Source organism: Desulfonatronum sp. SC1 (assembly GCF_003046795.1).
GTDB lineage: Bacteria > Desulfobacterota > Desulfovibrionia > Desulfovibrionales > Desulfonatronaceae > Desulfonatronum.
Genome location: NZ_PZKN01000181.1, coordinates 1 through 426, shown reverse-complemented (window position 1 = coordinate 426; position 426 = coordinate 1). Strand labels below are relative to the sequence as shown.

Sequence of the window (426 nt, the reverse complement as noted above, 5' to 3'; positions counted from 1 at the left end):
TACCATAGTAGTTCACATAGTTGGCAGCAGGTGCCAACACAATACCATCACCCTGTGCCATTGGCGAAGGCTGGTATGAGTTCATCTGTCTCCAGTATGAATCGGGGCCATACGTTGGGCTTCTGATAATTGCCTCCTTACCACCAGGCATCAACCACCCTTGCTGAATGGTATAGAATAAGGATGAATAGTTTTCAAATGGAACCAACTCATATTGGGTTTGGCCATTTTCAACCATGCTTAACACTTCACCAAATGCCTCAGCAGCCAATTTACACATCTCTGCATCATACGTGCGGGGACCATTTGGACCATTGGTCATCAGCGGACTGCCGGCATAAAGATAGGTTTTACCAAGCATGGCCTTTGCCCATATCTTATTGATGCGTAACTCATTGTTATTAAGCGTTCTACTACCTGCAGTTG

At 45.5% G+C, this 426-nt stretch carries 1 protein-coding gene; it reads right to left on the bottom strand.

The features are described from left to right. The coding region (locus C6366_RS21205; protein ID WP_233248590.1) for a hypothetical protein at positions 1 to 361 on the bottom strand (361 nt) is incomplete at its 3' end. Positions 362 to 426: the final 65 nt, after the last annotated feature.